The sequence below is a fragment of the Nocardia exalbida NBRC 100660 genome (assembly GCF_000308575.1).
GTDB classification, from domain to species: Bacteria; Actinomycetota; Actinomycetes; order Mycobacteriales; family Mycobacteriaceae; genus Nocardia; species Nocardia exalbida.
In genome coordinates this window covers 148107-170140 of sequence record NZ_BAFZ01000061.1, presented here as the reverse complement: position 1 = coordinate 170140, position 22034 = coordinate 148107, and the positions used below count along the sequence as shown (strand labels likewise).

General features: G+C 68.5%; 25 protein-coding genes. 14 read left to right on the top strand and 11 right to left on the bottom strand.

Annotation, left to right across the window (positions count from 1 at the left end; translation table 11 throughout):
• The first annotated feature begins 82 nt into the window (after nt 1-82).
• From ON29_RS14815 to ON29_RS14800, 4 genes are all read left to right on the top strand, one after another.
• Entirely contained in the window at nt 83-841 is a 759-nt protein-coding gene (locus ON29_RS14815) for an SDR family oxidoreductase (RefSeq protein ID WP_040866823.1), read from the top strand.
• Between the two features lie 87 nt (nt 842-928).
• Nucleotides 929-1483 (top strand): class I SAM-dependent methyltransferase, encoded by a 555-nt coding sequence (locus ON29_RS14810; RefSeq protein WP_040866822.1) that lies wholly within the window; start codon nt 929-931, stop codon nt 1481-1483.
• Nucleotides 1484-1492: 9 nt separating this feature from the next.
• On the top strand, nt 1493-1918 hold the full coding sequence (locus tag ON29_RS14805; RefSeq protein WP_040866821.1) for a MerR family transcriptional regulator: 426 nt from the start codon (nt 1493-1495) through the stop codon (nt 1916-1918).
• 173 nt (nt 1919-2091) lie between these two features.
• A complete protein-coding gene (locus tag ON29_RS14800; RefSeq protein ID WP_040866820.1) occupies nt 2092-2292 on the top strand; it encodes a hypothetical protein in 201 nt (66 codons plus the stop codon).
• 48 nt (nt 2293-2340) lie between these two features.
• Here the strand turns inward: ON29_RS14800 and ON29_RS14795 are convergent, their stop codons facing one another.
• Entirely contained in the window at nt 2341-2619 is a 279-nt protein-coding gene (locus ON29_RS14795; protein ID WP_040866913.1) for a hypothetical protein, read from the bottom strand.
• 181 nt (nt 2620-2800) lie between these two features.
• Between ON29_RS14795 and ON29_RS14790 the strand changes: the two genes are divergently transcribed.
• The gene (locus tag ON29_RS14790; protein ID WP_051175208.1) at nt 2801-3085 is read left to right on the top strand and encodes an ANTAR domain-containing protein; all 285 of its coding nucleotides are present in this window, start codon (nt 2801-2803) and stop codon (nt 3083-3085) included.
• 113 nt (nt 3086-3198) lie between these two features.
• Here the strand turns inward: ON29_RS14790 and ON29_RS14785 are convergent, their stop codons facing one another.
• Nucleotides 3199-3963: a trans-aconitate 2-methyltransferase gene (locus tag ON29_RS14785; RefSeq protein WP_040866819.1), complete on the bottom strand. Its 765-nt coding sequence runs from the start codon at nt 3961-3963 to the stop codon at nt 3199-3201.
• A gap of 156 nt (nt 3964-4119) precedes the next feature.
• Between ON29_RS14785 and ON29_RS14780 the strand changes: the two genes are divergently transcribed.
• Entirely contained in the window at nt 4120-4311 is a 192-nt protein-coding gene (locus tag ON29_RS14780) for a hypothetical protein (RefSeq protein ID WP_040866818.1), read from the top strand.
• Between the two features lie 73 nt (nt 4312-4384).
• Nucleotides 4385-4831 carry a nuclear transport factor 2 family protein gene (locus ON29_RS14775; RefSeq protein ID WP_040866817.1) on the top strand — a complete coding sequence of 149 codons (447 nt, stop codon included), beginning with the start codon at nt 4385-4387 and terminating at the stop codon, nt 4829-4831.
• Between the two features lie 30 nt (nt 4832-4861).
• Here the strand turns inward: ON29_RS14775 and ON29_RS14770 are convergent, their stop codons facing one another.
• Nucleotides 4862-6175: a glycosyltransferase 87 family protein gene (locus tag ON29_RS14770; protein WP_063825313.1), complete on the bottom strand. Its 1314-nt coding sequence runs from the start codon at nt 6173-6175 to the stop codon at nt 4862-4864.
• Between the two features lie 167 nt (nt 6176-6342).
• Between ON29_RS14770 and ON29_RS14765 the strand changes: the two genes are divergently transcribed.
• Nucleotides 6343-6972, top strand: coding sequence for a UdgX family uracil-DNA binding protein (locus ON29_RS14765; protein WP_040866816.1), 630 nt, complete (start codon nt 6343-6345; stop codon nt 6970-6972).
• 31 nt (nt 6973-7003) lie between these two features.
• Nucleotides 7004-7396 (top strand): ankyrin repeat domain-containing protein, encoded by a 393-nt coding sequence (locus ON29_RS14760; protein ID WP_040866815.1) that lies wholly within the window; start codon nt 7004-7006, stop codon nt 7394-7396.
• Between the two features lie 5 nt (nt 7397-7401).
• On the opposite strand, the gene ON29_RS14755 is transcribed toward ON29_RS14760, so the two are convergent.
• The gene (locus tag ON29_RS14755; protein WP_040866814.1) at nt 7402-8775 is read right to left on the bottom strand and encodes an FAD-dependent oxidoreductase; all 1374 of its coding nucleotides are present in this window, start codon (nt 8773-8775) and stop codon (nt 7402-7404) included.
• Between the two features lie 152 nt (nt 8776-8927).
• On the opposite strand from ON29_RS14755, the gene ON29_RS14750 reads away from it, so the two are divergent.
• Together ON29_RS14750 and ON29_RS14745 are read left to right on the top strand one after the other, a co-directional pair.
• Nucleotides 8928-10490, top strand: a complete 1563-nt coding sequence (locus ON29_RS14750) for an amino acid permease (RefSeq protein ID WP_040866910.1) — start codon at nt 8928-8930, stop codon at nt 10488-10490.
• 77 nt (nt 10491-10567) lie between these two features.
• Nucleotides 10568-11275 (top strand): hypothetical protein, encoded by a 708-nt coding sequence (locus tag ON29_RS14745; protein WP_051175207.1) that lies wholly within the window; start codon nt 10568-10570, stop codon nt 11273-11275.
• A gap of 16 nt (nt 11276-11291) precedes the next feature.
• On the opposite strand, the gene ON29_RS14740 is transcribed toward ON29_RS14745, so the two are convergent.
• Nucleotides 11292-11783, bottom strand: a complete 492-nt coding sequence (locus ON29_RS14740) for a carboxymuconolactone decarboxylase family protein (protein WP_040866813.1) — start codon at nt 11781-11783, stop codon at nt 11292-11294.
• The gene (locus ON29_RS14735) at nt 11780-12862 is read right to left on the bottom strand and encodes an NAD(P)H-dependent amine dehydrogenase family protein (protein ID WP_040866812.1); all 1083 of its coding nucleotides are present in this window, start codon (nt 12860-12862) and stop codon (nt 11780-11782) included. The genes ON29_RS14740 and ON29_RS14735 overlap by 4 nt, the downstream gene beginning before the upstream one ends.
• Before the next feature lie 428 nt (nt 12863-13290).
• Between ON29_RS14735 and ON29_RS14730 the strand changes: the two genes are divergently transcribed.
• The 3 genes from ON29_RS14730 (at nt 13291) to ON29_RS14720 (ending at nt 17623) form a co-directional block, all read left to right on the top strand.
• On the top strand, nt 13291-15282 hold the full coding sequence (locus tag ON29_RS14730; RefSeq protein ID WP_040866811.1) for a tetratricopeptide repeat protein: 1992 nt from the start codon (nt 13291-13293) through the stop codon (nt 15280-15282).
• Between the two features lie 302 nt (nt 15283-15584).
• Nucleotides 15585-16397, top strand: a complete 813-nt coding sequence (gene erm / locus ON29_RS14725) for a 23S ribosomal RNA methyltransferase Erm (protein WP_051175206.1) — start codon at nt 15585-15587, stop codon at nt 16395-16397.
• 62 nt (nt 16398-16459) lie between these two features.
• Nucleotides 16460-17623 carry a lactate 2-monooxygenase gene (locus ON29_RS14720; RefSeq protein WP_040866810.1) on the top strand — a complete coding sequence of 388 codons (1164 nt, stop codon included), beginning with the start codon at nt 16460-16462 and terminating at the stop codon, nt 17621-17623.
• A gap of 99 nt (nt 17624-17722) precedes the next feature.
• On the opposite strand, the gene thpD is transcribed toward ON29_RS14720, so the two are convergent.
• The 5 genes from thpD to ON29_RS14695 form a co-directional block, all read right to left on the bottom strand.
• Complete coding sequence (gene thpD / locus ON29_RS14715) at nt 17723-18628, bottom strand: ectoine hydroxylase (protein WP_040866809.1); 906 nt, start codon at nt 18626-18628, stop codon at nt 17723-17725.
• Between the two features lie 8 nt (nt 18629-18636).
• Entirely contained in the window at nt 18637-19035 is a 399-nt protein-coding gene (locus ON29_RS14710; RefSeq protein ID WP_040866808.1) for an ectoine synthase, read from the bottom strand.
• Entirely contained in the window at nt 19032-20309 is a 1278-nt protein-coding gene (gene ectB, locus ON29_RS14705) for a diaminobutyrate--2-oxoglutarate transaminase (protein WP_040866807.1), read from the bottom strand. Before ectB ends, ON29_RS14710 begins: the two co-directional genes overlap by 4 nt.
• Complete coding sequence (gene ectA, locus ON29_RS14700; RefSeq protein WP_083863500.1) at nt 20306-20908, bottom strand: diaminobutyrate acetyltransferase; 603 nt, start codon at nt 20906-20908, stop codon at nt 20306-20308. Before ectA ends, ectB begins: the two co-directional genes overlap by 4 nt.
• A gap of 83 nt (nt 20909-20991) precedes the next feature.
• The gene (locus ON29_RS14695) at nt 20992-22032 is read right to left on the bottom strand and encodes a sensor histidine kinase (RefSeq protein ID WP_051175204.1); all 1041 of its coding nucleotides are present in this window, start codon (nt 22030-22032) and stop codon (nt 20992-20994) included.
• Between the last annotated feature and the right edge of the window lie 2 nt (nt 22033-22034).

Here is a 22034-nt window from a genome sequence, read left to right as displayed (position 1 = left end):
CACTGTGACGCACGCCCCTTGTGTCACACCCCGCCTCGCCACTTCGTCCACTCGATGAACCAGTGAGACGAAGGAGTAGGCGATGCGGATAGCGGTCATCGGTGCAAGCGGGCGGGTCGGCCGGGACGTGATCGACGTCTTGGCGAACCAGGGTCACGAGGTCGTGCGGATCAGCCGAGCGACCGGCGTGGACGTCTACACCGCAGACGGTTTGGCGGGGGCGCTGACCGGGGTGGATGTCGTGATCGACGCGGTGAACGCCACGACCACCGAGACCCATGCGGTGACCGATTTCTTCCGCACCATCGCGCGAAACGTGCAGCATGCGGCGGCCGCCGCCGGGGTGCGCCGGATCGCGGTGGTCTCCATCATCGGCATCGATTCTTTCACCGCCGGGCACTACGCCGGAAAACTCGCCCAGGAGAACGCCTACCGCGAGGGTCCGGTGCCCGTGCGGATCCTCCGCGCGGCCCAGTTCCACGAATTCACCGAGATGATGCTCGACTGGACCACTCGCGGCGACACCGCCTACGTCCCGAAGTACCGGACTCAGCTCGTCGCCGCCCGAACTGTCGCCGAGCATTTGGCGCGACTGGCCGTCGCGGAGACCGCCCCCGAGCGCGTCGAGATCGCCGGGCCGGAGGAGTTCGACCTGGCCGTAGCCGTAGCCGAGGTGGCCGCTCGGCGGGGCGAACCGGCTCGGGTGGAAGAGATCGTCGACACCGGCGACCCGGATCACGAATTGCTGGCCGGTGGTGCGCTCTTGGCCGGGCCTGGCGCGATCCTCGCCGGGCCTACTTTCGAGCAATGGCTCGAGCAGAAGTACCCGGCACAGCCGTAACCTGCGCGCACAGACCGCGGGCTCGCTTTCCCTTGACTTCAGGTCGACCTCAACTCGCAAGCTGAACGCATTGCGAGAGAGGAAAACATGACAACGTTCGGAGAAAAGCAGAGCCGAGACTACGACCAGCGGGCTTCTCGCCTGCTCGGGGGTCTGTACCGGCGGATCGCCACCGACATCGACGCCGCGGCACGACCGGGCGCGGGCATACTCGACGTCGGGACCGGGCCGGGAAAACTGCTGGCGCAGCTCCATTCTCGACGGCCGGACCTGCGGCTGCACGGCGTGGACCTGTCACCGCACATGATCGAGCTCGCCGATGCGGCGCTCCCCGGTGGCGCGGCGGAGCTCTCGGTGGGTGACGTCGCCGCGCTGCCCTACCCGGACGGCAGCTTCGACGTGGTCGTCTCGAGTCTCAGCATGCACGAGTGGCCGGAGGTCGACCGCGCGAGCGCCGAGCTGGCACGCGTGCTGCGCCCCGGCGGCACCGCGGCGATCTACGATTTCCGGTTCGTGCGCTCGGCGGCCGCGCAGAGCGCGTTGCGCCGGTCGTTCGAGGCCGCGACGGTACGGCGAGAGCCGGTACGTCCGCGGTGGCATCCGATCGGGCTGTACGTGCGGCTCAGCGCCCGCGCCGCCTAGAGTGCGGGTATGGCGGGCGGTGACATGTCCATCGGTGAACTCGCGGCGCGCTTCGGTCTGGCCCCCCACGTGCTGCGGCACTGGGAGGAGGTGGGATTGCTCGCGCCGCGGCGGGACGGCGCGGGCCGGCGTCGATATCACGACGACGACGACGAGACCGTGGCGATGATCTTGCTCGGCAAGCAAGTGGGTTTGTCGCTGGAGGAACTCGCCGCGCTGTTCGCCGGGGCGTCCGACCGGGCCGCTCGCCGCGAGCTGTTGCGTGCGCACCGCACTCGGCTCGTCCGCCGCATCGCCGCGGCCACCGCCGCGCTGGAGACCGTCTCGCACGCTCTCGATTGCGCCTCCGAGGACTTTCGCGAATGCCCGCACTTCCAGGCCGAGGTCGCCGAGGCGCTCGCACTGGTCACGAACCGGTCAAGGCCGCGGGGGTAAATCGTTATGGCGCACCGAATTCCGCGTTGACGACGGAGTTTGCGCCCGCGGGGTCGGCGCGCTGCGCTTCGGTGGCGACCGAAGGGTTCTGCGTCCGCTTTCTCGGATTAGGATCGATTCCTGCGAACAGTCACACAGCAGCCAGTGACACTTCGACTCGATAGAGGTGCCCCGTGAGCAGGACAATTCGAATTCCCGCGGCGGAACTCGCCGATCATGTCGGCGAATCCGTCGTCGGGTACGGCACCCTCACCCAAGCGGGAGTGGTCCAGCCGGGCGGCGACCTCGTGGTCGCGGTTTTCGGCGTGGAGACCAATCGGCGCGAGAAGTCTTTCACGCCGGGTCAATTGGTGGAACTGGAGGTCACCGAATAACCGCGGCCACGGACGGATCACCGCTTCCGCCGCACCGCGCAGGCCGACTCACCCGATCAGTGCGTTCATGATCGTTCCCGCACTGGTGGCGATGACGCCGCCGAGCATGCCGCCCGCGACCATTTTCGCCGACGCGAGCGGACCGCCGTTCCACTTCTCCCAGGCGAATCTTCCGCCTGCGTAGGCGATTCCGGTGACACCCGAAAGAATCACGAACCAGGTGAAATACCGGAACAGCTGGAGGATTTTTTCCGAGTTCGGGGGAGCCTCGGGGACGGGGTCGTCCACCTGAGCCAGGAGAAATGCTTCGACTGCCGTATGGATCATCATTGATCTGTCTCCATCGCGTTTCCGCAGGACGAGTTATACGCAATCGATATGACGTTCGAAGTATCGCGATCCACGCGGCCCGCGTCAACCCTTCCGCAGGGCCGAGGACATCGGCGGTGTCGTCGTTCCACCCGCCGCGAGGCCGTGTCAGACCATCGCGGGCGGGTAGTGCGTCACCGTGAGCGACGACGGTGACGGCACAGCAGCCGGGGATCTCGATCCGGTAGCCGCCCGGGCGGTGATCGAACAGGCCAAGGGCGCGGTGATGCTGGTCTATGGCCTCGATGCCGACGAAGCGTTCGCCATTCTGCGCGTTCGATCCCAGGAAACCAACACCAAGCTGCGGTTTCTCGCCGCCGACGTAGCCGCCGAGCTCCCGTCGATCGGCGTGCCCGCCGTCTCCGGCGCGCTACGCGACCGCGTCGACCGGCTGCTGTCCACAGCGCACGAGCAAGCCCATTGACGCCCCGGCGCACCGACGAGAGCATGGACCGCCGGGCCGGTGCGGCGAGCAGATCGAACGCCGGACGCGGACACCTGATTGTCCGGTCTCGTCCGCAGCCGCCGACGCGTCGGCTACCGCTTCCGGGCGACGACGAAGACCCGCCGGAACGGCAGCCAGGTCGTGCCGTCGGCGCGCCGAGGGTAGGCGTCGCGCAGCAAGGGAGCGAGTTGCGCGGTGAACTCCCGCCACCGCGGGTCGTCGAGCGCGCCGCGCACGGGCCGCAGCGCCGTGCCGCAGACCCACTCGAGCACCGGATCGTCCCCGGTCAGGCGCTGCAAGTAGGTCGTCTCCCAGGCGTCGACAGCCGCGCCCGCGGCGGCAAGCAGGTCGGCGTATCCGGCGGGATCGAGCACCGCTTGGGGTTCGAGGATGCCCGCTCGGCCGAGACTGTCGCGCCACTCGTCGCGGGCGGCCACCAGACGGATCGCCCGATGGGAGGGCGCGTCGAAGTTGCCGGGCACCTGAACGGCGAGGAACGCGCCCGAGGACAGCGCGCGCATCCACCGCACCAGCAGGTCGGGGTGACCGGGTACCCAGTGGAGGACGGCATTGCTCACGACGACATCGGTCTCCGGGCCCGGCTGCCACTCTTGCACCGCGCCGAGCGTCGCGTCGATGCCGCGCTCACGCGCGGCCGCGACCATCTCCGGCGAGGAGTCGAGTGCCCGCACGATCGCCTCCGGCCAGCGCCGCGCGAGAACGGCCGTGAGATGCCCGGGACCGCAGCCCAGATCCACCACTTCCCGCGGTCGGGGCGCCGTGACCCGGGACAGCAGGTCGAAGAAGGGCCGGGACCGGTGGTCGTCGAACGCGAGGTACTGCTGGGGATCCCACATCGGCCACTCCGAGACGCGCTACCAAACCGTACGTACGTACTGTACGCCCATCGGTCTGAGCCGCGCTCGGGACGCCTGACCTGCGAACACGCCCGGGTTGGAAAGCCGCCTGTCTATCACGGTTTCGTAACGGCACGCTCTGGGTATTACATAGCTATGACGGATCACCGACCAACCCGGATCGCCGGTGTGGAACCGGGAACCGGCGCGCTCGCTTTAGCCACGTGCCTTGCCTTTTCCATCGGCATAGCGACGATCACCCAATCCGCGTTCACCACCCTGGTGGCATGCGTGAGCATTGTGGCGGGACTCACGCTGGTACTGAACATCCTGCCGCACCGGGCGTAACCACACGGCCCCTTGCCTCGCACGCCGAATCCTGGTGGCATCTACCGGGTATCGACGTCACTCGGAGGCAGGCATGCTGTCGTTGCAGGAGATTTCGGATCGACTCGAGATCGAAGACCTGATGGTGCGCTATTCGCACGCGGTCGACACTCGGCAGTGGGACCTGCTGGACGAGGTGTTCACCCCCGACGCGCACATCGACTACTCGGCCATGGGCGGCTCGGTGGGCGATCTGGCGGCAACGAAGGAATTCCTCGCCTCCGTCCTCCCGAACTTCCCGGCCTTCCAACATCTGATCAGCAACTCGTCCATCACGGTCGACGGTGACACGGCCACCGGGCGGACGATGTGCCACAACCCGATGCTGGTATCCGGCGGTGACGGGCCGCCGACGATGATGCTGTGCGGACTGTGGTACCTGGACACGTTCGTCCGTGCGAACGGACAGTGGCGTATCAAGAAGCGCGTCGAGGAGAAGAGCTTCCTTTTCGTCGCGCCGTCCGCGCCAGGCATGGGCTGAGGCGGTGAGAGGTAGCCGCCGCTCGCCGACTCAGCGTGCGGTCAACGCCGAAGGCGTGGCATCGGACGCGTGAACCGGTTCTTCCGGTAACGGGTTCGCGACCCGAGCGACGCTGCGCCTGCTGCTGATCAGGAACAGCACGACGAGCACCACGCTGAACCAGACGTAGGTATTGCCGATGAAGTGCTGCCAGGGCGTCCACGCGGTCTCCCGGTGCTCGCCGTCGGGCAGCCAGTTGTGCGGGCCGATGACGAACACCGCGGCGGCGACCACGAACGTCACCCACCAACCGATCGCCCGCCGGACGGGCAGGCGGGTCGCGTACCCGACGACAGCGAACAACGCGGGCGCGATCCACACCCAGTGGTGCGACCAAGAGATCGGCGAGACCAGCAGCGTGAAGACGGCGTTGAGAGCCAGTGCGAGCGCGGGCAAGTCCGCGGCCCGGCGCATCGCGGTGACGACCAGCGCGAGCACAAAGGCACCGAGCACCAACCAGATCGCGGTGAAGGCGGGCTCCGGCACTTCGAACCGAGCGAACACCGCTTGAATCGACTGATTGGTGTGGAATGCCGAGCCGCTCAGCCCGGACACGTTGCCGAGACCGCCGAACCAATACTCGACGGACTCCTTCGGCAGGATCGCGAAGCCCAGCGCCGTCGCGGCCGCACCGGTCACCGCGGCGGTCGCGGCCGCACGGTAGTCCCGGCGGACCAGGAAGTAGAGCACGAACGCCGCGGGTGTCAGCTTGATCGCGGCGGCGATGCCGATCAGCATGCCCCGGGGCCAGCGCGGCTTGTGGGTGAGGCAATCCGCCGCGACCAGGGCCATCAGCAGCAGGTTGACCTGACCGAAGTCCAGCGTGGAGTGGATCGGCTCCAGCAGCAATCCCAACGGAGTGGCACACGCGGTGGCCCAGACCGCGAGCCCGCGCTGCGACTCGTGCGGCCATACCCGCCGCGCCACCAGATAGAGCGCGAGAGCGAGCGCGGCCACCGAGGAGACGAAGAAGCTCGGTGCGGCCACATCCCAGGGCAGCATCGCGAACGGGCCAAGCGCGAGCGCGGCGAATGGCGGGTAGATGAACGGCAGACCCGCCCCGATGGTGGTCTGCGGCAGTTGCCCGTACATGTCGGCGCCGTGCCGCATGGCGTCCACGCCCAGCCGATACACCTGCAGATCGATGAACCCGCCGGTGATCTTGTGGAACGGCCAGACCGGTGTCAGCAGACAGAACGCGGAGAACGCGATCGAGAGGACCGGCGCCAGCCGAAGCACACGCCCGAGTCGACGGTTCTGGGACATCGGCGTTGCGGCGGTGGCGGTGGCGGTGACACTACTCATCCGCGGCGACTATACCGACCCATGTCCGGCCGTTCAGCACGTGGGAGGGAGATTCGCGAGGGGCGCGTGAGGGCCACGGAACCGGGTAAGCCGCCAGCAGCATCGGTCGGCGAAGGAGGTCGGCGAATGGCGGTCGCAGCCCCGCGAAGGGCAGGAGGAGAACAGCGATGAAGGCGCCCGGCGCCGCGATGTTCGTCCCCGAGGACGCGGACCTGGCGCGGCTGCGCGAAGCGGCGTGCGATTGCCGTGGCTGCGATCTCTACCGCCACGCCACGCAGACGGTCTTCGGCGCGGGTCCCCCGGACGCGGATGTCGTGCTGATCGGTGAGCAACCCGGCGATCAGGAGGACGTGACGGGGCAGCCGTTCGTCGGCCCTGCGGGACGGCTGCTCGACCGGGCGCTGGCGGACGTCGGCATCGACCGCGACGCGGTCTACGTGACCAACGCGGTGAAACACTTCAAGTTCGTCGAGCGCGGCAAACGACGAATTCACAAACAACCCGGCCGCACCGAGGTGGTCGCCTGTTCGGCATGGCTCGACGCCGAACTCGGTCTGCTGCGGCCGCGGTTGGTGGTGTGTCTCGGGGCGATCGCCGCGCAGGCGCTGCTGGGCCCGTCGTTCAAGGTCAGCGAACGCCGCGGCGACGTCGTCGAGACGGCGGAGTTCCGCGCGATCGCCACGGTGCACCCGTCGTCGGTGCTGCGCGCGCCCGACCGCACCGCGGCCTACGATGCGTTCGTCGCCGATCTGCGCATAGTGCGCGAACAACTGGGAAAGCCTGCGGCAACGCGCTGACCGGGGCGCGGCCCGGGAGAGGAGTGAGCGGATGAGCGCCGAGGAGATCGATCCGGAACTGCTCGAACTGGCCGGCAAGGTGTTCGACTTCGCTCGCCGAGGTGACTCCGCGCGGCTGGCCGCCTATGTGGACGCGGGCGTGCCGGTCGACCTCACCAACGACGCGGGCGACACGCTGCTCATGCTCGCCGCGTACCACGGGCACACAGAGACGGTGGCGGCGCTGCTGGAGCGGTCGGCCGATCCGAACCGCGCGAACGACAGAGGCCAAACCCCGCTGGCGGGGGCGGTTTTCAAGGGCGAGACCGAGATCGTCCGGCACCTCACAGCGGCCGGAGCCGACCCCGACGCGGGCACTCCGTCGGCCCGCGACGCCGCGGTCATGTTCGGCAACAACGAACTGCTCGAACTCTTCGGCGCCTGAACGCGCTAGCCGCGAGCGCGCACTGCGGTGACGGCTTTGCGCGCGGCCACCAGAACCGGGTCCCACACCGGGGAGAACGGCGGCGCGTAGCCGAGGTCGAGCATCGTCATCTGCTCGACGGTCATCCGGGCGGTCAGCGCGACCGCCGCGATGTCGACGCGTTTGCCCGCGCCATCGCGACCCACGATCTGCGCGCCGAGCAGGCGGCCGGTGAAACGCTCGGCGAGCATCTTCACCGTCATCGGCGCCGCGTCCGGGTAATAGCCCGCCCGGTTGGTGGCCTCCACCATGACGGTCACGTATTGCAGACCGGCCGCTCGGGCATCCTTCTCGCGCAGGCCCGTTCGGGCCACCTCGAGTTCGCAGACCTTGCTGACCGCGGTGCCCACGACGCCGGGAAAGATCGCGTATCCCCCGCCGATGTTCGCGCCGATGATCTGACCGTGTTTGTTGGCGTGGGTACCGAGCGGAATGTGACGTTCCCGGCCCGAGACCAGATCCAGCACCTCGACGCAGTCACCGCCTGCCCAGATGTTCTCGTGCCCGCGCACCCGCATGGCGAGATCGGTCCGCAGCCCGCCGTGCTGCCCCAGCGGAAGTCCGGCGGCGCGGGCCAGCTCGGTCTCCGGGTGCACGCCGATGCCCAGCACCACGACGTCGGCCGGATATTCCGCGGCATCGGTGACGACCGCGGCGACCCGTCCGTCCTCGGCGGTCCGCAGCCCGGCCACTTCCGCGTCGCCGACGACCTTGATGCCCATCCCGCACATCGCCTCGCGCACCAGCGCGCCCATGTCCGGATCGAGCGTGGACATCGGTTCGGGACCGCGGTTGACCATGGTGACGTCGTAACCACGCCGGATGAGCGCCTCCGCCATCTCCACGCCGATGTACCCCGCGCCCACCACGACGGCGCGGTTCCCGCGCGCTTGCTCCAGCGTCCCGAGCAGCGCCTGCCCGTCGTCGAGGGTCTGCACTCCGTGTACACCCTGGGCGTCGATACCGGGCAGCGGTGGCCGGATCGGGCGCGCGCCGGTGCCGATCACGAGGTGGTCGTAGGGCATCCACGCCGAAGCGCCGGTCTCCCGGTGGCGGTAGCGCACCCGGCCGGCGTCGACGTCGATCTCGGTCACCTCGGTGTACAGCCGCAGGTCGATCTCGCGGGAGCGGTGTTCCTCGGGTGTGCGGGCGATCAGGGCGTCCCGCTCGGCGACGTGTCCGCCGACCCAGTACGGAATGCCGCAGGCCGAGTACGAGGTGAACCCGCCGCGTTCGAAGACGACGATCTCCAGCGCGCTCGCGTCCCTCATCCGGCGTGCCTGCGAGGCCGCCGACATGCCCGTCGCGTCACCGCCGATGACCACCAGTCGCTCGCTCATGGCCCTCACGCTACGTTCGGCGTCCCCCGGGCAGGCGCCGGGGCCGCCGTTTCGCGAATTCGCTGGTTGCCATGCGGTCGACCGGTCGGTACCGCACACTGATCTTCTGGCAAACGCGGTATGAGGGCAGCGTTTTCACCCGGGAGCACGATATGACCGACACCCGACCCCCTTCCGACGACGAACGTCGGCTCGCCGAACTGGGCTACAAACAAGAACTCGCCAGGTCCTGGTCGGGCTTCTCCAATTTCGCCATCAGCTTCACCATCGTGTCCATCCTGACCGGCGGGTTGGCCAGCTACGGTATCGGTTTGGCGAACGGCGGCCCGATCACCATGTCCTGGGGATGGCCACTGGTCTCGATCATGGTGCTGTTCGTGGGGCTCGCCATGGCGGAATTGGCCTCCGCCTACCCCACCTCGGGCGGGCTGTACTGGTGGGCCGCCGAACTGGGCGGACCGGTGTGGGGTTGGTTCACCGGGTGGTTCAACCTGATCGGACAGATCGCGGTCACCGCGGCGATCGATTACGGCGCGGCCATCTTCACCACGGTCGTGCTGAACGTCGTCGGGATCGAGATCGGCACCGACCGCACCGCGATCTTCCTGGTGTTCGCCGCCATTCTGGTCTTGCACGCGGCCTTGAACGCGCTCGGCCCGCATCTGTCGGCGGTGATCAACAATGTGTCCGCGTGGTGGCACGTCGGTGGCGTGGCGATTTTCGTCGTCGTCCTCGGATTCGGGGCGCGGCACCACCAGAGCGCCGGATGGGTCTTCACCGAGACCGTCGACAACAGCGCGATCGGATTCGGCGGGGTCGCGTTCAGCTTCCTGCTCGGTCTGCTGCACGCGCAGTACACGTTCACCGGCTACGACGCTTCGGCGCATATGTCGGAGGAAACGCACGACGCCTCCCGGATGGCCGCCAAAGGGATCATCAACACGATCGTCGTATCGGCGATCGCCGGATATCTGCTCATCATGGCGGTGACGTTCGCCGTTCCGAATCTGGACGACGCGCTGGACCCGGAGAAGAACAGCGGATATCCCGTCATCTATATCCTGGAGAACTCGCTGAGCGGGTTCTGGTCGGGGCTGCTGCTGATCATCGCGGCGGTCGCGCAATTGTTCTGCGGATATGCCTCGGTGACCTCCGCCTCCCGGATGCTGTTCGCGTTCGCCCGCGACGGCGCGGTGCCCGGGTCGAAGTTCTGGTCGAGGCTTTCCCCGCGGAAGGTGCCGGTGCACGCCGTGCTGTTCATCTCCTTCTTCGCGTTCGTGCTGCTGATTCCCTCGATGCTGGTGCCCCCGGCGAACGCACCGACCGCCTACGCCGCGGCCACCTCGATCGCGACCATCGGGCTCTATATCGCCTACGGCATCCCGATCCTGCTGCGGCAGCGCCACGGGGCTCGATTCCGCACCGGTCCATGGCAACTGGGCTCGTGGTACCGCCCGGTCGGATGGATCGCGCTGATCTGGATCGCGCTGATCAGCGTGCTGTTCATCCTGCCCACCGACGCCCGCGGGTATCCGTGGCACAGTGAATTCACCTGGAGCACCGTGAATTACGCGCCGATCACCCTGGTGGGCGTGGTGGGCGCGATCGGCATCTGGTGGCTGGCCTCGGCCCGGACCTGGTTCACCGGGCCGAAGCGGACGGTGGACGAGCCTCCGGCCGCCCGACCGGAGGAGGAGACACCGGCCAAGGCCTGAGGCGGAACCCGGCACGGCGCGGCTTCCCGGTTCTGGCATGTCGAGTTTGTCGGTCTCGGTCGCTAGGGTGTGTCGGCATGGAAAGGACCGACCTGGTGCGTTTCTCGCCCGCCGGGAGAATTGTGTTCCCGGGAAATCCGTGGCCGGAAGGGCACGCGATCGAAGAGTTCGCGTGGACCGGCCGCATGGACCAGGCCGGCAGCCTGTGGTTCGATCTGCATCTGCGCTCCGCGGCGTACAACGCCGAACGCGACGCCACTGACGACGAGGACAACGGCGAGAGCTGGATGTCGCCGATCACCTGGCAGAACTATCACAGCTGCACGTTGTCGTCCACGTACTGGGGCGAAGACGACGCCACCGGGCTGCGCGCCGCGGCCCCCGGCCGTCCTTTTCTGCTGCGATCCGAACAGCCGCAACGTCTCACGGTCGATCCCCTGCCCCTCGCGCACGCCGACGACGTCGAATGCCTGGCGTTCAACATCTATCTGCTCGGGCACGACTCGGTCGCCGACCAGGAGGTCTTCTTCACCCGGCGTCCCGACGGCAGGCACGACATCGACTGGCAGGGCCGCATCGCGCTGACCTACGCGGGTCACGTCGAATTCCGGTACCGATTCCGAGCCCGGATATCCGGCGCGACCCTCGAATACATCCGTTTTCCGGCGGAGATCTCGGCGGATCGAGCGCTCCGTCAACTCGGCGCCGTGCTGGATGCTCCCGAGGAGTTCGAATTGGGTTTGGTCGACGGGCAGCCGGCGTGGGTGTCGAGAATCCCGGCTTAGCTGCTCCGGCGTCGATTCATCGGCCGGCGGAATGATCGGGCAGCACGCAGACCGAATCGAGGCCGAGCACACGATTCAGCCGGCCGAAAGCGAGCCACGAGCCGATGCTCATGCTCAGTTCCACCACTTCTACCTGGGTGTAGTGGGCGAACATCCGGTTCCAGAACTCTTCGTCGAGATTGTGGTGGTCGGTGGCGTAGCGTTCGGCGTATTCGGCGGCGAGCCTGGTGCGTTCGTCGAAGGCGTCGGTGGTGCGCCACTGCGTGACCGCGTCGGCGAATTCCGGCTCGACTTTGGCGCCGTCCCGTTCGGTGCGCCAGTCCATACAGAACAGGCACCCGTTGAGCTGGGCGATGCGCAGCCGCGCGGCCTCGAATTCGCGCAGGCCGAGCGTGCTGTGCGAGTACACCGACAGCGAGAAATTCGAGGCGGCGACGCCGATGCCGGGAACCATTTCGCCCCAGACGTAGCCGATCGGATCCTTCCCCTCGGGGACGTCGATGATCATGGGTGCTTCCTTCCGAGTTTGCCGGCCGCGGGCCGCAGCGGGATGTCCAGTGCGTCGTAGAGTCCCGGCCGCGCGGCGACCAGCCAGTCGATGGCGCCGACCAGGCGGCCGACGGCCGTGGCGTTCCCGCCCGCGGAGCGGTTGCCGTCTTCGTCGGTGGCCTCGACGGTCACCTCGATGCGCGGGTGACCCTCGATGATCACCCGGTGCGCACCCGCGCCGCCGTCGGCCGGTGTGGGCCAATCGGGCGCACAGGAGGGATGGATTCGGGTGACGTGCTCGATGATCAGACGCGGCTGCCCATCGACGATGCCCTGGACTTCGAATCGCACGGCGCCCTGCGTGCCCGCCGCGAACTCGCCCATGGATGTCGTGGTGACGGTGGCGTCCAGGGCACGCCGGTCCAGCGTCTCGCGGATCTCGTCGAGTTCGGCACCGAGCGCCCGTGCCATGAGCCGGATCTGCCCGCCCCACACCATGGTCGGCACCGACGGCGCGAGCATCGGCGGCTGATAGTCCATCGGCTGACCCATGCCGACCAGGTAGCGCACCGAGTCCGGCTGGTCGTAGGTGGAGTAGTCGAAGATCTCCTGACAGCGGATCGTCTCCACGGTGCTGCCGAGCCCGCTGATCAGCAGGGGCAGTACATCGTTGCCCCAACCGGGGTCGATACCGGAGACGAACAGCGAGCCGCCGCCCTCGGCGATCGCGGCCAGCACCGGGTCGCGGACCTCCGGCGGTGCGTTGCGCGGATCGTAGAGGGCGTAGAGCGCCGGGGTGACGACCACCGCGCCCGCGCGGAGTGCGCGCAGGATATCGGTGAGCGCGTCGTCGGGACGGATATCGCCGGAGGCCGCGTAGACCACCGCGTCCGGGTGCGTGTCGAGAACGCCGCCGACGTCGTCGGTGGCCGGAACGCCGAGGTCATAGCCGAGGCCGCCGAGTTCGCCCGCGTCGCGGCCGATCTTCGCCGGATCGTGCACGAGCACCCCCGTCAAACGCAGCGCGGGGTGAGCATCGACGGCCCGGATGGCCGCCCGGCCGACATTGCCGGTCCCCCAGACCACCGTGGAGATCATCGATCGAGCGTAGCAAGCGCTTGGTCGACTGTTCGGCGTTCCGTGGAAGCGCTTCCGGCGAGACGACGACTCCATGGTGCACCCCGCCCCGCCGGTTCCGGGGCGACGCCGCTGCGGATCGATAGCCCGGGAAAGCGGGGCGCGATGTTGTGACGCACAGTGGCGGGGTCCTCCGGAGCCGGCAGCCCACACGCCGGATGGCCGAGTACAGCACTGTGCGACCCAGCTCACCACGCGATCACCTGCTGACCACGGCGCGTTGCGCACCATTGGGAAATGAGACGAACCCCCCGGTAGCGTTGAGCCTCGGGGCATTACCTACGGCCGAGGGATTGCAACGCAGTCGTGGTTCGCGGCGAGTACGGTATACCCCGCCGCCCGGCGCGGGGGCGGCGGTCGGGATCGGGTGGAAAGGCAGGCGCGCGACAGTGAACGAGCGGTATTCGTCGTGGGCTGCCCGGAATACGCCCGAAGAGCTGCCGCTGGCCGCGCGCTACCAGAGCGCGGACCCGATTCGCTGGCACGGCAGCATGGTCTACCCGATGTACACCGAGCAGGTCGGTCCCGCACCCACCACCGTCACCTTGACGATGATCTCGGCGGCGCCACCCGCCGGACTGCGCGGCCTCGGAATGGGGCTCTCGGTCGTCGACGGCTATTTGGACCTGCACGGACGTTCACTCGCCGGCGTCGACGCGTGGAGCGACGCGCTGGCCGCGGGGGTGAGCTTCGATGTCACGCCCGCCGCGCCGGTGACCCTGGTGACCCTGACACCGGTCTGGGTGGACGAATTCGGCACGCAGAAGTCCTGGGCGGGCAACTACGGCATCGTTGTCGAGCACCGGCCCAACGGTCGCGTCGTTTTGTGGTGCAGCATCGGCGAAGGACCGCCGAACTTCGCGAACCTGGTGGTGGAAGTCTCCACCGCTCCCACTCCCGTCGCGCCGGAGCCGCCGGCGACCGCCACACCGGCGGCGACTTCGATCGGCATGAGCCCGCCCGCCTCGCTTGCCGCTTCTTCGGCGGGTCCGCCCACCGCGCCGACCATGCCGGTTCCGCGGATCGACACCACTGCGGCAGCGCTCGAACCCGCGGCTGCGGCCGAGTGGCTTGCCGCCGAGTCGTCCGCGGCCGTGGGCGACGGGAACGGACAAGCGTCCCAGAGCAAGCCGCCCCAGCGATCGGGCAGCCTTTTCCTGAATCTGCAGTCGTCCCGCGCCGCACGATCCACTCCGGAAACTCCGCACTCCGCTTCCGGCTCCCGCAGCCCGGACAACCCGGCGCCGAGCCCGCTCGCCGGACAATCCGTGACGGACGCCGCGCACAGTGGTCCCGATCCACGCGCCACCGACAGCCGGTCCGAAGCGAACGGCGTCCCGCAGAATCCGCAGACGAATGCCGAAGTACCCGCGCAAGGTCTTTACATCCGTCCTCGCACCGAGAGATCCACGGCGGACTCGTATGGCGCCTTCGGCCCTCCGGTCGCGCATACGCATCCGCCCGAAGACCCGGCACGCCCGGTAACCGGCAATACGCCACCCGCCCCGGAATTCCCGCCCATCCCTCGCCCCGCGGCCGACGGGACTCGCACCGAATCCAGCCCGCTGGTCGCCAACCCCTGGAGCGCACCGGACCCCTTTCACGCATTCGCCCGCAACGGCAGGCACACCCGGTCCCAGGCGGAAATTTCGGCGACGGAAGGGCCACACAGGGATTCCAGCTCGCCGGTCGCGGACCCTGGGACCGCAGCGGCCCCATTTCGCGCATTCGAGCCGGTCGGCACGCACCCGAAACCCGCTGCGGACACTGCGCTCGCCGGTTCCGGCGCTGCGAAGCCGGATCCCACACCGGACGTGTCGAAATCTTCCGGCGAACCGGTGTCGCGGGCGATGCCGCCCGCAACGAATTCACCGGCCCCGCACATCGGCCCGCCGGTGACGAACTCCCCTCCCGCGGCGGGTACGCCGATCGCTGCGCCCGGCATCCTTCCCGACGCCGCGCCGGCTTCGGACGGACTGCGGCGTCTGGCCGAACGCTCCGCGCCGGTCGATGCGCCGCGGCGGTCGAGCGAGCCCGGGCAGTCCGGCGATCCCGGATATCGTGGTGCGCTCTACGACCTGGGGGTAGCGATGTACCGCCGGGGCGAGGAAGACCAGGCGTGCGGATTGTGGGCGCAGGCCTCGGAGGCCGGGCACGCCGGCGCCGCATACGAACTCGGCATGGTTCGACTACGGCGCGGCGATCCCGCCGGAGCCGAATCCTGGTGGCGCACCGCCGCCGACCGCCGCGAGCCGCGCGCCATCGCCGAACTCGCCGATCTGCTCGACCAGCTGGGCAAACACGCGGAGGCCAAGTCCTGGCGGACTTTCGCCGCCGAGCTGCAAGACCCGGACGTGGTGGGTCAGCCGACATCCCTCTGAATCCCACCTGGTCCACCCCGACCTCGCGGGAAAAGAAGTGGCACCTGGAAGCGCGGTGTCGTACGTTGCGGGACATGTGTGGCAGTCCTGGCGTGAACGGAGCGTACGCGGTCGGCGCGTATCACGTCCGGCTGCGTACGGAGGCCCGGGCTCTGCCGGCGCACCGTATCGCTCCGATCTCCTGATCCGTTCGAGCGGAATCCGCATCGGCGGCCGATAGCGGCCGCCGGGTTCTTCGTGCCCCGGCATGGGTCCGGGCGAATCGACCTTCCCGATTCGACCACTCCGTTCGGAGGACACCCATGTCCCACCATCGTTCCCTTTCGCGTGCCCGCGGCAGCGCGGCCGTCGCCTCGAACACGCGAAAACTGCTGTCGCAGAATTTCCTCACCGATGCCGGCGCCGCCCGGCTGATCGTGCGCGCCTCCGGCATCACCGCCGAGGATCTCGTCCTCGAGATCGGACCCGGCGACGGCATGCTGACCAGGCAATTGCTGAAGGCGGGCAGCCGGGTGCAGGCATACGAGAAGGACCCGCGCTACGCGGCACTGCTGCGCCGCCGATACGCCGGCGATCCGCGAATTCGGTTGTATCACCGAGATTTTCGTGCGGTGCGCCCGCCGCGCGAGCCGTTCGCGGTGGTGGCCAACGTGCCGTTCGGTAGCACGACCGACATCGTGCGCTGGTGTCTGGCCGCGCGAGGACTCACCTCCGCCGCCCTGCTCACCCAGCTCGAATTCGCCCGCAAGCACTCCGGTGACTACGGGCGCTGGACCAAGCTCACCGTCGGCCACTGGCCGACGACGGCGATCGAGCTGGGCGCGCGCGTCGGCAGGCACAGCTTCCATCCGGTTCCGCGGGTGGATGCCGCCATCCTCCGGTTGCGCACCCGGCCGGCTCCGCTGCTGCCGCGCGAGCGGCTCGGCGAGTACCGCAGACTGGTCGAGCTGGGTTTCTCGGGGGTCGGCGGCAGTGTGGCGGCGTCGCTGCGGCGGGAGTTCCCCGCTCGCGCGGTGCACGGCGCCTGCCGGGCAGCCGGGATCTCGCTCGAACAGCAGGTCGGACTGGTCTCGCCCGATCACTGGCTGATCCTGTACAAGGCGCTGCGGGCGTGAACCGGGCTCGCTACAGGAACGTATCCGATACATTCATGCATCGAGACGAGGACAGGAGCGGCGTGACCAACTTCGGCGACTATCAGAACGAGATCTATTTCCAAGGCCTCGGAGGTGTGCTGCCCGATTTCCCGATGACGTACGCCGAGCTGGAAGCGAAGGCCCAGGCGGCGCTACCTCCGGGCGTCTGGTCGTATGTGGCGGGTGGGGCCGGCGATGAACGCACCCAGCGTGCCAACGTGGCGGCTTTCGAGAAACTGGGCCTGGTCCCCCGCATGCTGCGCGCGAGCAAGACGCGAGACCTCTCGATCGAACTGTTCGGGATGACGCTGCCGACGCCGGTCTTCCTGGCCCCGGTCGGGGTGATCGGATTATGCGCCCAGGACGGGCACGGTGACATCGCCACCGCGAAGGCCGCGGCGCGCACCGGCGTCCCGATGGTCGCCTCCACCCTCACCGTGGATCCGCTGGAACAGGTGGCGGCGGAGTTCGGTGACACCCCCGGAATGTTCCAGCTCTATACCCCCACCAACCGGGACCTCGCGCAGAGCCTGGTCCAGCGGGCCGAGGCCGCGGGCTTCAAGGCCATCGTCGTCACCTTGGACACCTGGGTGCCCGGCTGGCGCCCGCGCGATCTGGCGATATCCAACTTCCCGCAGTTGCGGGGACACTGCCTGGCCAACTACTTCAGCGATCCGGTGTTCCGCGGCTTGCTGGCCAGTCCACCCGAGCAAGACCCGAAGACCGCCATCCTGACCTGGATCTCGCTCTTCGGCAACGCGTTGACGTGGGATGACCTGGCATGGCTTCGGTCGCTGACGGAACTGCCGCTCGTGCTGAAGGGCATCTGTCATCCCGACGACGCGCGGCGAGCCAAGGACGCGGGCGTCGACGGCCTCTACTGCTCGAATCACGGCGGCAGGCAAGCCGACGGCGGTATCCCGGCGATCGAGCATCTGCCCGAGGTGGTCGCGGCGGCCGACGGTCTGCCCGTGCTCTTCGACTCCGGCGTCCGCACCGGCGCCGACATCGTCAAGGCGCTGGCGCTCGGTGCGACGGCCGTCGGGATCGGCCGTCCCTACCCGTACGGACTCGCCCTCGGCGGCGTCGACGGCCTCGTGCACGTGGTGCGTGCACTGCTCGCCGAGGCGGATTTGCTGATGGCGGTGGACGGGTACCCGACGATCGCGGATCTGGGTCCGGAAGCGATCCGGCGGCTTGCCTGACCCGTGGGTGGGCGAGGTCGGCGGCTGCCGCGCGAAACGCCCCGCGCGTGCGGCTCGCCCAGCGGGTTGGGCGGGCCACACGCGCGGGGCTGCTCCGGCTCAGGCCGACAGCGGCGTGAAGTCGCGGCTGCCGATGTAACCCGGTCGCGGGGCGGGCGCGGCGAACGGTTCGACCAGCGTGTTGTGCACGCTGTTGAACACCACGAAGATGTTCGAGCGCGGGAACGGCGTGATGTTGTTCGACGACCCGTGCATGAGATTGGAGTCGAACAGCAGCGCCGAGCCCGCCCGGCCGGTGAACTGGCTGATCCCGTAGCGGTTCGCCAGCGCGGTGATGTCGTCGGTCGTCGGCACGCCGATCTCCTGCTCCTGCAACGACTCCCGATAGTGCTCGGCCGGGGTGCTGCCCAGGCACGGCACGAAGGTGTGGTGCGAGCCCGGCATCACCATGAGACTGCCGTTGATCGGGTAGTTGTCGGTCAGCGCGATCGACAGGCTCACCGCACGCGGCGCGGGCATGCCGTCCTCGGCGTGCCAGGTCTCGAAATCGGAATGCCAGTAGAACCCGGTGCCACGGAAGCCGGGCATGTAGTTCACCCGGCTCTGGTGCACGTACACCGGCGACCCCAGCACCTGCTCGGCGAGCCGGAGCACCCGCGGCTGACGCACCAGTTCGGCGATCGCCTCGCTCAGCTCGTGCACCTCGAAGACCGAGCGCACCCGGTTCGAGGACTTCTCCACGATGACCCGGTCGTCGTCGCGCAGGGCCGGGTCGTTCGCGAGCCTGCTGATCTCGCCGCTGAAGTGGGCCACTTCGTCGGGCGTGAGCAGCTGGTCCAGGATGGCGAATCCGTCGGCGTCGAACGAGGCGAGTTCCGGGCTCTCGATCTCTCCCCACATCGCGGGGTCGGCGCGCTCCAGATGCGGAGCCTGCGTGCCGAGACGGGTCGGGTAGCGATCGTAGCGAGCCGTCTCGGGCCGGGTTTCGGTGTGCTGCAGAACCATTGGTGTTCTCAACCTCCGATGTTCGCGGCGACCAGCGGGTAGACGCCGTTGCTGTCGTGAACCTCCTGCCCGGTGACCGGCGGATTGAACACACACATCATCCGCATCGTGGTGCGCACTTCCAAGCGGTGCCGCTCGTGTCCGTCGAGCAGGTACATCGAGCCGGGTGCCAGCTCGTAGGTGACGCCGTTGTCCAGATCGGTCAGCGTGCCCTCGCCCTCGACGAGCCACACGGCTTCCACGTGATGCACATAGTGGAACTCGTGCACCGTCCCCGCGTCAATGGTGGTCTCGTGGAAGGAGAAGCCGACGCCGTCGCCGCCGAGGACGATGCGCTTGCTGCGCCAGCCCTCGCCCGCCACGTCACGCTCGGTGCCGGTGATCTCCGCGGTGCTGCGCACGATCATGCCATCGCCCCCATTCCGCCGCACACCGACTCGACGGCGCCGGTGAGGATCTGCAAACCCTGGTCGAGTTCCTGGTCGGTGACCGTCAGCGGCGGCAGCAGCTTCACCACCTCGTCGGTGGAACCGGAGGTCTCCACCAGCAGCCCGCGCTCGAAGGCGATCTGGCACACCTTGCCCGCCTGCGAGGGATCGTCGAACACCACGCCTTGCACCAACCCGCGGCCACGGGTCGAGACACCGGGGAAGTATCCGGCGAGTTCACCGAGGGTGCGCGCGATCTTCTCGCCCTTGACCTCGGTCGCCTTCTGGAGGGCGTCGTCGGACCAGTAGTGGCGCAGGGCGGTCGTCGCGGTGACGAACGCGGGGTTGTTGCCGCGGAACGTTCCGTTGTGCTCACCCGGCGACCACTCGTCGAGTTCCGGCTTGAACAGCACCAGCGCCATCGGCAGGCCGTAGCCGCCGATCGACTTCGACAGCGTGACGATATCGGGCGTGATGCCCGCGACCTCGAAGGAGAAGAACGGCCCGGTGCGGCCGCAGCCCATCTGGACGTCGTCGACGATCAGCAGGATCTCCCGCTCCCCGCACAGGCCGGCGAGGTGCCGCAGCCACTCGGCGCGGGCGACGTTGACGCCACCTTCGCCCTGCACCGTCTCCACGATCACCGCGGCCGGGCGGTCGAAGCCGGACGAGGTGTCGTCGAGCACCTTCTCCATCCACTGGAAGTCGGCGGTCGTGCCGTCGAAGTAGCCGTCGTAGGGCATGTGCGCGGCGTGCACCAACGGCACACCGGCGCCCGCGCGCTTGGCGGCGTTGCCGGTCACCGAAAGCGCGCCGAGGGTCATGCCGTGGAATGCGTTGGTGAAGCTGACGATGGTCTCGCGACCGGTGACCTTGCGCGCCAGCTTGAGCGCGGCCTCGACCGCGTTCGCGCCGGTGGGGCCGGGGAACTGGACCTTGTAGTCGAGGCCGCGCGGGGTGAACAGAGTGTCGCGCAACGTCTCCAGAAGCTCACGCTTGGCCGCGGTCGACATGTCCAGGCCATGGGTGATGCCGTCGCTCGCGATGTAGTCCAGCAGCGAGCGCTTGAGCACGTCGTTGTTGTGGCCGTAGTTCAATGCGCCTGCGCCCGCGAAGAAGTCCAGGTACTCCTTGCCTTCCTCGTCGCGCAGCCAGCTGCCCTTCGCCGTGGTGAACACGGTGGGCCAGGCACGGCAATAACCGCGCACGTTCGACTCCAGGCTTTCGAAAACGGTGGTGTCGGCGTTGATCATCGGTGATCCTCCTCGGTGGTGCGGGCGGTCGGGGCGATGTGATACAGGTCTTCGGGTGCATGGCTGTCGGGGAAGACGCCTGCGTCGAACAGGGGGCGCTTGGTCAGATCCGCGCCCCGGGCCGCCGCCACCGACGTGAACAGGGCGATGGAACCTGCGTTGTCCGGTGAGATGGTCGTCTCGAGCACCGAGACGCCTTGCGCGGCAACACTGTTGAGCAACGTGTGGAGCAGCTCGGCGCCGATCCCGCGTCCGCGCTGCGAGCGGTCCACCGCGATCTGCCAGACGAAGACGGTGTCGGGCGCCTGCGGGCGGACGAATCCGATCACGTAGCCGACGACACGGCCGTCCAGTTCGGCGACCACCGAGGTTCCGGCGAAATCGCGACACCACATCAGGTACGCGTAGCTCGAATTGAGGTCCAGCACCGCGGAATCCTTCGCGATGCGCCACATCGGAGCGCCGTCGCTCAGGCGGGGCGTGCGCAGGACCACGGCGGGTCCGGTGTCCTTGCGAGACGGGGTGGCCCCGAGGGCGGCAGCGGCGTTGCCGACGCGCGATCGTTCGATCTCCGCTGGGGACAGGGTTGGCACTGACATACAACTCCCTCGTCGATCAGCCGTACTCATCCAGGCTTACGAAGCGACTTTGAGGTGAACCAGTCGACTTCTTTACGGTCGTATTACGGTTGGATGTCGCCGAGCCGGGGCAACCGCACGACGAATCGTGCGCCCCCGCCAGGGCGATCGGTGCAATGCACCCGGCCGCCGTGCGTGGCGACCGTCTCGGCGACCAGCGCCAGGCCGATGCCCGTCCCGTCGGGCGAGCGGCGGCCGCTGCGGGCGGTCGCGAAGCGTTCGAATATCCGGTCGCGGTCCACGGGCGGTACTCCGGGGCCCGCGTCGTCGACGGTGAGCACGGCTTCGGTGCCGTCGCGGTCGACGGCAACCGCGACCACACCGCCGCCGTGCCGGTCGGCGTTGTGCAGCAGGTTGGCCACCGCGCGCTCCAACTCCACCTTGCGGCCGCGCACGGTGACGTCTTGGCGCACCGTGAGCAGCTCACCCGGGTAGCGCCGATCGGCCAGGGTGTGGACCAGCAGTTCACGCACCGACAGGGGCTCGGCGTCGCCGTGGTGCATCCTCGCTTCCACCCGCGCCAGGGCGAGCAGATCGTCCAGCAGCTTGCGCAGATGCTCGACTTCGGCCGTGACCAGGCCGAGGGCCCGCTGCGAACGTTCCGGCAGATCACCGCGATGCCGGTTGAGCACGTCGACACCGGCCATCAAGGTGGTCAGCGGCGTACGCAGCTCGTGGCTGACATCACCGAAGAGCCGGTGCTCCCGCTCGATGCGCCGTTGCAGCGAGTCCACCATGGTGTTGAACGCCTCGACGGTGATCGCCAGGTCCTGGTCGTCGGTGGTGGGCAACCGCTGGTCGAGGTCGCCGGAGGCGATCCGCGCGGCGGTGCCCGCGAGCTGGTGCAGCGGGGTCAGCACTCGCCTGCTCGCCCACCAGCCGACCGCCGCGCCGATCAGGGTGACCACCACGGCGCAGCCGATCAGCACATTGCGCAGCAGATCGAGATCGGCGTTGAGGTCTCCCGGCGATTCGCTGCCCGCGTGCGGTCGCTGCGCTTCCAGATAGCCGCGGCTGATCACGAACACCGAGACGACCAGTACCAGCGACATCAGCGCGGCGATCGTCGCGAAGACGGCGGTCACCC

Coding starts and splice junctions, on each gene's coding strand:
- ON29_RS14815 (WP_040866823.1), top strand. CDS start 83: ATGCGGATAGCGGTCATCGGTGCAAGCGGGCGGGTCGGCCGGGACGTG.
- ON29_RS14810 (WP_040866822.1), top strand. CDS start 929: ATGACAACGTTCGGAGAAAAGCAGAGCCGAGACTACGACCAGCGGGCT.
- ON29_RS14805 (WP_040866821.1), top strand. CDS start 1,493: ATGGCGGGCGGTGACATGTCCATCGGTGAACTCGCGGCGCGCTTCGGT.
- ON29_RS14795 (WP_040866913.1), bottom strand. CDS start 2,619: ATGATCCATACGGCAGTCGAAGCATTTCTCCTGGCTCAGGTGGACGAC.
- ON29_RS14785 (WP_040866819.1), bottom strand. CDS start 3,963: ATGTGGGATCCCCAGCAGTACCTCGCGTTCGACGACCACCGGTCCCGG.
- ON29_RS14780 (WP_040866818.1), top strand. CDS start 4,120: ATGACGGATCACCGACCAACCCGGATCGCCGGTGTGGAACCGGGAACC.
- ON29_RS14775 (WP_040866817.1), top strand. CDS start 4,385: ATGCTGTCGTTGCAGGAGATTTCGGATCGACTCGAGATCGAAGACCTG.
- ON29_RS14770 (WP_063825313.1), bottom strand. CDS start 6,175: ATGAGTAGTGTCACCGCCACCGCCACCGCCGCAACGCCGATGTCCCAG.
- ON29_RS14765 (WP_040866816.1), top strand. CDS start 6,343: ATGAAGGCGCCCGGCGCCGCGATGTTCGTCCCCGAGGACGCGGACCTG.
- ON29_RS14760 (WP_040866815.1), top strand. CDS start 7,004: ATGAGCGCCGAGGAGATCGATCCGGAACTGCTCGAACTGGCCGGCAAG.
- ON29_RS14755 (WP_040866814.1), bottom strand. CDS start 8,775: ATGAGCGAGCGACTGGTGGTCATCGGCGGTGACGCGACGGGCATGTCG.
- ON29_RS14750 (WP_040866910.1), top strand. CDS start 8,928: ATGACCGACACCCGACCCCCTTCCGACGACGAACGTCGGCTCGCCGAA.
- ON29_RS14745 (WP_051175207.1), top strand. CDS start 10,568: ATGGAAAGGACCGACCTGGTGCGTTTCTCGCCCGCCGGGAGAATTGTG.
- ON29_RS14740 (WP_040866813.1), bottom strand. CDS start 11,783: ATGATCATCGACGTCCCCGAGGGGAAGGATCCGATCGGCTACGTCTGG.
- ON29_RS14735 (WP_040866812.1), bottom strand. CDS start 12,862: ATGATCTCCACGGTGGTCTGGGGGACCGGCAATGTCGGCCGGGCGGCC.
- erm (WP_051175206.1), top strand. CDS start 15,585: ATGTCCCACCATCGTTCCCTTTCGCGTGCCCGCGGCAGCGCGGCCGTC.
- thpD (WP_040866809.1), bottom strand. CDS start 18,628: ATGGTTCTGCAGCACACCGAAACCCGGCCCGAGACGGCTCGCTACGAT.
- ON29_RS14710 (WP_040866808.1), bottom strand. CDS start 19,035: ATGATCGTGCGCAGCACCGCGGAGATCACCGGCACCGAGCGTGACGTG.
- ectB (WP_040866807.1), bottom strand. CDS start 20,309: ATGATCAACGCCGACACCACCGTTTTCGAAAGCCTGGAGTCGAACGTG.
- ectA (WP_083863500.1), bottom strand. CDS start 20,908: ATGTCAGTGCCAACCCTGTCCCCAGCGGAGATCGAACGATCGCGCGTC.